This window comes from Streptomyces phaeofaciens, assembly GCF_014648915.1.
Taxonomy (GTDB): Bacteria; Actinomycetota; Actinomycetes; order Streptomycetales; family Streptomycetaceae; genus Streptomyces; species Streptomyces phaeofaciens.
Genome location: NZ_BMSA01000055.1, coordinates 24,297 through 31,035, shown reverse-complemented (window position 1 = coordinate 31,035; position 6,739 = coordinate 24,297). Strand labels below are relative to the sequence as shown.

6 protein-coding genes are annotated in these 6,739 nt (G+C 72.7%); 2 read left to right on the top strand and 4 right to left on the bottom strand.

Going from position 1 to position 6,739, the window contains the following annotated elements; genetic code table 11:
* Together IE275_RS43950 and pgl are read left to right on the top strand one after the other, a co-directional pair.
* On the top strand, nt 1–619 hold a 619-nt coding region (locus IE275_RS43950; protein WP_189718316.1), incomplete at its 5' end, for a glucose-6-phosphate dehydrogenase assembly protein OpcA.
* Nucleotides 616–1,398, top strand: a complete 783-nt coding sequence (gene pgl, locus IE275_RS43945) for a 6-phosphogluconolactonase (protein ID WP_189718315.1) — start codon at nt 616–618, stop codon at nt 1,396–1,398. The genes IE275_RS43950 and pgl, both read left to right, overlap by 4 nt.
* A 75-nt stretch (nt 1,399–1,473) precedes the next feature.
* Here the strand turns inward: pgl and IE275_RS43940 are convergent, their stop codons facing one another.
* Genes IE275_RS43940 through IE275_RS43925 form a run of 4 tightly spaced genes read right to left on the bottom strand, consistent with a single transcriptional unit; the run spans nt 1,474 to nt 6,725 of the window.
* Nucleotides 1,474–2,313: a carbohydrate ABC transporter permease gene (locus IE275_RS43940; protein WP_189718314.1), complete on the bottom strand. Its 840-nt coding sequence runs from the start codon at nt 2,311–2,313 to the stop codon at nt 1,474–1,476.
* A complete protein-coding gene (locus IE275_RS43935; protein WP_189718313.1) occupies nt 2,310–3,671 on the bottom strand; it encodes a carbohydrate ABC transporter permease in 1,362 nt (453 codons plus the stop codon). Before IE275_RS43935 ends, IE275_RS43940 begins: the two co-directional genes overlap by 4 nt.
* Nucleotides 3,672–3,677: 6 nt before the next feature.
* Nucleotides 3,678–5,006: an ABC transporter substrate-binding protein gene (locus tag IE275_RS43930; protein ID WP_189718312.1), complete on the bottom strand. Its 1,329-nt coding sequence runs from the start codon at nt 5,004–5,006 to the stop codon at nt 3,678–3,680.
* A 42-nt stretch (nt 5,007–5,048) separates the two neighbouring features.
* The gene (locus IE275_RS43925) at nt 5,049–6,725 is read right to left on the bottom strand and encodes a glycoside hydrolase family 13 protein (protein ID WP_189718311.1); all 1,677 of its coding nucleotides are present in this window, start codon (nt 6,723–6,725) and stop codon (nt 5,049–5,051) included.
* Nucleotides 6,726–6,739: the final 14 nt, after the last annotated feature.

The window sequence follows — 6,739 nt, the reverse complement described above, 5'->3', positions numbered from 1 at the left end:
GGCGTGGGCCCGGATCACCCCGTGGCGCTCGATGCTGGCCGCCGCCCTCGACCAGGTCACCTGCGAGATCGTGTCCGCCGAAGTGGCGGGCGAGGAGTCCAACCCGAGCGTCGAGCTGCTCGCCATGTGGCTCGCCGACCGGCTGCACGTGCACGTCCGGCGTGCGGTCTCGGCCGGTCCCGGCCTGACCCAGGTCCGGATGGAGACGACCGGCGGGCCCATCACGCTGCACCGGTCGGACGGAGCGATGGCCACGCTGGCGCTGCCGGGCCAGCCGGACCGCGCGGTGGCGCTCAAGCGCCGCGAGACGTCCGAGCTGCTCGCGGAGGAGCTGCGCAGGCTCGACCCCGACGACACCTACGCGTCCGCGCTGCGGTTCGGCGTGGACCGGCTGGGCGGCATCCAGTCGGCCGCCGAGCGCGAGGCGGAGCGGGCCGAGGCCGCCTCCCGGCCCACCCCGTCCCTCCCGGTCCGCACGGTGCCGGAGCCGGCGGCCGCGGACCGCGCGTCCGCACCCGCCACACCGGCCACGCCGCCCGCCGCGCCTTCGGGCCAGGGCGACCCGGACCGGCCCTCTCCGGCACAGATGCCCCCGGTCAGGAAAGCGGATCCGCAGTGAGCACTCCCCAGCTCGTCGTGCACCACGACAAGGAACTGATGGCGCAGGCCGCCGCGGCCCGTCTCATCACGAAGATCGTGGACGCGCAGGCCTCCCGGGGCTCGGCGTCCGTGGTCCTCACCGGCGGCCGCAACGGCAACGGCCTGCTGGCCGCGCTGGCGGACGCCCCGGCCCGGGACGCCGTCGACTGGGCCCGGCTGGACCTGTGGTGGGGCGACGAGCGGTTCCTGCCCGAGGGCGACCCGGAGCGCAATGTCACGCAGGCCCGCGAGGCCCTGCTGGACGCGGTGCCGCTGGACCCGAAGCGGGTGCACGCCATGCCCGCGTCCGACGGGCCGTACGGCACCGACGTGGAGGCGGCCGCGGAGGCGTACGCCGAGGAGCTGGCCCGTGCGGCCGGCCCCGAGAACCACGGCTCCGTGCCGACCTTCGACGTCCTGATGCTGGGCGTCGGCCCGGACACCCATGTGGCCTCGCTCTTCCCGGAGCTGCCGGCCGTGCGGGAGACCGAGCGCACGGTGGTCGGCGTCCGGGGCGCGCCCAAGCCTCCGCCGACCCGGGTCACCCTGACCCTGCCGGCGATCCGGGCGGCCCGTGAGGTGTGGCTGCTGGCGGCCGGCGAGGACAAGGCGAACGCCGCGGCGATCGCGCTCTCCGGCGCGGGCGAGATCCAGGCCCCGGCGGCGGGCGCCCGGGGCCGTGCCCGCACGCTGTGGCTGCTGGACACGGCGGCGGCCTCGCAGCTCCCGAGGTCGCTGTACCCGCCCGCGTCTCCCTGAGACGGCGGGGCGGCGGGGGTGACCGCACCCGGTGACCACCTGGTGGCCGCGTCCGGTGCGGTCACCCCCGCCGCCCTACTTCACCGAGCCCGCCATCACACCCTGCACGAAGTGCCGCTGGAAGGCGAAGAACACGGCCACCGGCACCACCAGCGAGATGAACGCGCCCGGCGCCAGCACATCGATGTTGCTGCCGAACTGCCGTATCTGCGACTGGAGTTGCACGGTCAGCGGCTGTGCGGAGCTGTCCGCGAACAGCAGTGCCACCAGCATGTCGTTCCACACCCACAGGAACTGGAAGACGGCCAGGCTGGCGAGCGCGGGCCGGCCCACCGGCAGGACGAGCCGGGTGAAGATCCGCCACTCGCTGCCGCCGTCCATGCGCGCCGCCTCCAGCATCTCCTTCGGCATCTCGGCGAAGTAGTTGCGCAGCAGGAACACGGCGAAGGGCAGACCGTACGCCACGTGGAAGAGGACGACTCCGGGGATCGTGCCGAACAGGCCCAGCTGACCGAAGAGTTTGGCCACCGGCAGCAGCCCGATCTGCACCGGCACCACCAGCAGCGCCACCACCACCAGGAAGACCGCGTCGCGCCCGGGGAAGTCCAGCCAGGCGAAGGCGTATCCGGCGAGCGCGGCGAGGACCACGACCAGCACGGTCGTCGGCACCGAGATCAGTACCGTGTTCCAGAACGCCTGGGTGATGCCCGCGTTCTTCAGCAGCGCCGAGTAGTTGTCGAAGGACAGCTGTCCCGGACTGGCGAACACCGTCCACCAGCCGCCCTCGGCCGTGTCCTTCGCCGACCGCAGCGAGGACAGCAGCAGTCCCGCCAGCGGCGTCAGCCAGACCAGGCCGATCACCACCAGGAAGGCCTGCACCAGCCCGTTGCCCAGGCCACGCCTGACCGCGTTCATCGCTGACTCCTCCGGAATCGACGGACGTTGAAGACCATGGCCGGGACCACGAGGAGCAGGAGCAGCACGCCCAGCGCGCTGCCGAGTCCCTGGTTGTTGCCGCCGCCGAAGGACACCAGCCACATCTGGGTGGCGAGCACGGTGGCGTCCTCCTGCACCGGTCCGGGCGCGATGATGTAGACGAGGTCGAAGACCTTCATCACGTTGATCACGAGGGTCACGAAGACCACGGTCAGCACGGGTGCCAGCAGCGGCACCGTGATCCGCCGGAAGATCTGCCACTCGTTCGCGCCGTCCATCCGCGCCGCCTCCAGCGCCTCCCTCGGCAGGGTCGACAGGCCCGCGCCGATCAGCACCATCGCGAACCCGGTCCAGATCCACAGGTACGCCCCGATGATCGCCGGGGTGACGAGCGCCGGCCCGAGCCAGGAGACGCCGTCGTAGGGCGCGGCGAAGTTCGAGGCGGGCAGCCGGACCGTGTACGACGAGGCCGCGTCCAGTCCGGAGAAGCGGAAGGAGCCGTCCGCCGCGGTGGTGGTGCTCGCGATCGCCGCTCCGTCGCGCACCGCCTCGACCCGCATCTCGGGCAGTCCGCTCTCCCGCCCGTCGACCTCGCCCTGGCGCCCTCCCCCGCCGGGGGTGAAGTCCAGGTAGACGACTCCGCGCAGTTCGTCGGGGGCCGCCGTGCGGCCGGCGGCCGCGGCGGCCGGCGCGGCGCCTTCGGGCAGTTGGCCGGGCGCGACGCCGACCAGGCCGAGCGTCACCGTGTCCCCCGGGGAGACGCCCGCGCTCGTCCGGTACGAGCCGTCGGGGCCCGCCGTGAGCCCCTGGCCGTCGCGCGCCCGGGCCGTCGGGTAGGCCGAGGTACCCGTGAACGCGTCGTGGACGGAGACCACGGCCGCGTTCAGCACGCCCTTGTCCGGGTCCTCGTCGTAGGCGAGCCGGAAGACGATGCCGGCGGCCAGGAAGGACACGGCCATCGGCATGAACAGCAGCAGTTTGAAGGCGGTCGCCCAGCGGACCTTCTCCACCAGCACCGCGAGGACGAGTCCCAGACCGGTCAGCAGGGCCGGCGCCACGACGACCCAGAGGGCCGTGTTCCGCACCGCCTTGAGGGTCGCCGGGTCGCGGAACATCTCCGTGTAGTTCTCGCCGCCCACGAAACGGGTGCCGGACGCGTCGAAGAAGCTGCGCCCGACGGAGAACAGCACGGGGTAGACGACGAGGGCGCCCAGCAGGAGCAGCGCGGGGAGGGCGAACAGGACGGCGGCGATCCGGCCGCGCCGGCGCAGCCGCCGCGCGCGGCCGGCGGAACCGGCCGGCGCGGCGGGCGCCTCTTTCACGAGGGTCGCGGTCATGGCCGGTCAGCCCTTGTACGCGTCGGCCGCCGCGCGCTCCAGGCGGGCCGCGGTCGCCTTCGGGTCGGACGGGTCGCGCAGGAAGTCCTGGAGGATCTTCCACTCGCCCGCGCCCTTGGTGCCGCCGAAGGCCGCCGGCGCCTGGTCGGACATGTCGAAGCGGACCGAGTCGCCGGCCTCGACGAGGGACTTGGCGGTGGCGCGGGTGACGTCGTCGCCGTAGGAGGCGAGGTCGAGCTTCTTGTTCGGGGACAGGAAGCCGCCGGCCTCGGCCCACACGGCGGCGGCCTCGGGGGTCGCGAGGTACTCCAGCAGCTTCATGCCGGCGTCGGCGTTCTTGCCGTCCTTGAGGACGACCGCGGCGTCGCCGCCGCTGACGACCGGGGCCACACCGGTGCCGACCGCCGGGAAGGGGAAGAAGTTCGCGTCCTCGCCGATGGTCCGGCCGAACTGGTCCTTGGCGACGCCGGCGACGAAGTCGCCCTCGTAGACCATGCCGGCCTCGGGCTCGGGTCCGAAGACCTTCTCCACCGAGCCGGGGAAGTCGGTGTTGAGGGCGCCCTTCTGCCCGCCCGCCGTCAGCCGGTCGTCCGCGAAGACCTTGCCGAGCGTGGTGAGCGCCTCGACCACCGACGCGTCGGTCCACTTCAGTGTGTGCGCGGCGAGGGCGTCGTACTTCTCGGGTCCGGCCTGGGAGAGGTAGACGTTCTCGAACCAGTCGGTGAGGGTCCAGCCGTCCTGGCCCGCCACCGAGAAGGCGGCGAGGCCCGAGTCGGAGACGGTGTGTCCGGCCTCCAGCATCGCGTCGTACGTCTTCGGCGGCTGGACGCCGGCCTGGGCGAGGGCGTCGGGGCTGTACCAGACCGTCGACTTGTGCGCGGCCTTGAAGTAGAGGCCGTAGAGGGAGCCGTCGACGCTGCCGTAGGTCTTCCAGACGGGTGCGTACCCGGCGTCCACGGACTTCTCGGTGGTGGCGGAGAGCGGCGTGAGCCAGCCCTCCTTCGCGAACTGCTGGAGCACGCCGACCTGCGGGACCATCACCACGTCGGGGGCGTTGCCGCCCTCGATCTTGCTGCCGACGACGGTGGAGACGTTGTCCCCGGTCGACACGAACTGTGTCTTGGCTCCGGTCTTCGCGGAGAACGCGTCCAGGACCTTCTGGAAGTTCTTCTGCTCGCTGCCGGACCAGACGCCGGCCACGGTGACGGTCTTGCCGTCGAGCGTCTTGTCGCCGCCGCCGGCCGAGACCGGCTCGCTGTCGCCGCAGGCGGTGGCGCCGAGCGCCAGGACGAGGGAGGTGCAGCCTGCGAGCAGGGCGGTACGTCGTCGCATCATCGTTGATGTCCCTTCGGAGGGGGTTGACGGAGATCGGGAGGTTCAGCGGTCGTTGATCCACCAGGCGGCCGTGGCGGCGGGCAGTACCCCGGCGGGACACGGGCCGCTGGACAGCAGGGGCGTGCCGGAGACCGGCGCGGGGGTGGGCGAGGCGGCGAAGTTGACGGCGCAGACGAGGTCGTCGCCGCGGGTGAAGGCGAGGACGCCGGGCGGGGTGTCCAGCCAGCGGAGCGTGCCCTCGCCCAGCTGGGGCAGGGCGGTGCGCAGCTGGAGTCCGTCGCGGTACAGGTGCCAGAAGGAGCGGGTGTCGGCGAGGGCGCGGTCGGTGGCGTACTCGGCGAAGTAGTCGGGCTGCGGCAGCCACGGCTTGGCGCCCTCGGCGCCGGAGGTGAAGCCGAAGGGGGACGCCTGGCCCGACCACGGCAGCGGGACCCGGCAGCCGTCCCGGATGCGGGCGCGGCTTCCGGTGCGGTGGAAGATCGGGTCGGTGAGCACGTCGTCGGGCAGGTCGAGGACCTCGGGCAGGCCCAGCTCCTCGCCCTGGTAGATGTACGCGGCTCCGGGCAGCGCCAGCATCAGCAGCGCGGCGGCGCGGGCGCGGGCGGCGCCGAGGCCGCTGCCCTCGGGGGCGGGTTCTCCGTAGCGGGTGACGGTGCGGACCTGGTCGTGGTTGTTGAGGACCCAGGTGACGGTGGAGCCGGTGCCGGCGATGTCCTGCATCGCCTCGGAGATGACCTTGCGGAAGGCGTCGGCGTTCCAGGGGGCGCCGAGCAGGTCGAAGAAGAAGGCCTGGTGGAGTTCGTCCGCGCGGACGTACCGCGCGTGCTCGCGGGCCGTGGGCACGGACACCTCGCCGACCAGGAGACGGTCCCGGCCGTCGCGTGCCGTGTACTCCTCGCAGACCGACCGCCAGTGCCGCCACACGTCGTGGACCTCGGGCTGGTTCCAGGCGAGCGGGTTGACCGAGTCGCGGGTGCGGGCGTCGGCCTCGGGGTCCGGGGAGTCGGGCAGCCCGGGGTCCTTGAAGAGGCCGGCGGCGACGTCGATGCGGAAGCCGTCGACGCCCCGGTCGAGCCAGAAGCGCAGGGTGTGGTCGAACTCGTCGGCGACCGCGGACTCGCGCCAGTTCCAGTCGGGCTGCTGGGGCGTGAACATGTGCAGGTACCACTGGCCGGGCCGGCCGTCCGCCTCGGTCACCCGGCTCCACGCCGGTCCGCCGAACATGGCGTGCCAGTTGTTGGGCGGCTCGGCGCCTTCGGGGCCGCGTCCGTCGGCGAAGTGGAAGCGGGCGCGGGCGGCGCTGCCCGGCGCGTCGGCCAGCGCCTGCCGGAACCACGGGTGCTCGCTGGAGCAGTGGTTGGGGACGATGTCCAGGAGCACCTTGATGCCGAGCCGCCGGGCGGCAGCCATCAGCAGGTCGAACTCGGCGAGGTCGCCGAAGAGCGGGTCGACGTCGCGGTAGTCGGCCACGTCGTAGCCGTGGTCGTGCTGCGGCGAGGGGTAGAAGGGGCTCAGCCAGATCCCGTCCACGCCCAGCTTCTTCAGGTAGGGCAGTCCCGCCCTGACCCCGGCGAGATCGCCGACGCCGTCGCCGGTGCTGTCCAGGAAGCTGCGGACGTACACCTGGTAGATCACCGCGTCCCGCCACCAGTGATGCCTGTTCAACCCATTGACCTGTCTGTGCGAAGGGCCGCCGTCATGCCTGCGGTCGTTATGCATGCATGTTAAGTAGG

Excerpts from the sequence above, each read along its gene's own strand:
- IE275_RS43925 (WP_189718311.1), bottom strand. The coding sequence starts at position 6,725 with ATGCATAACGACCGCAGGCATGACGGCGGCCCTTCGCACAGACAGGTC.
- IE275_RS43935 (WP_189718313.1), bottom strand. The coding sequence starts at position 3,671 with ATGACCGCGACCCTCGTGAAAGAGGCGCCCGCCGCGCCGGCCGGTTCC.
- IE275_RS43940 (WP_189718314.1), bottom strand. The coding sequence starts at position 2,313 with ATGAACGCGGTCAGGCGTGGCCTGGGCAACGGGCTGGTGCAGGCCTTC.
- IE275_RS43930 (WP_189718312.1), bottom strand. The coding sequence starts at position 5,006 with ATGATGCGACGACGTACCGCCCTGCTCGCAGGCTGCACCTCCCTCGTC.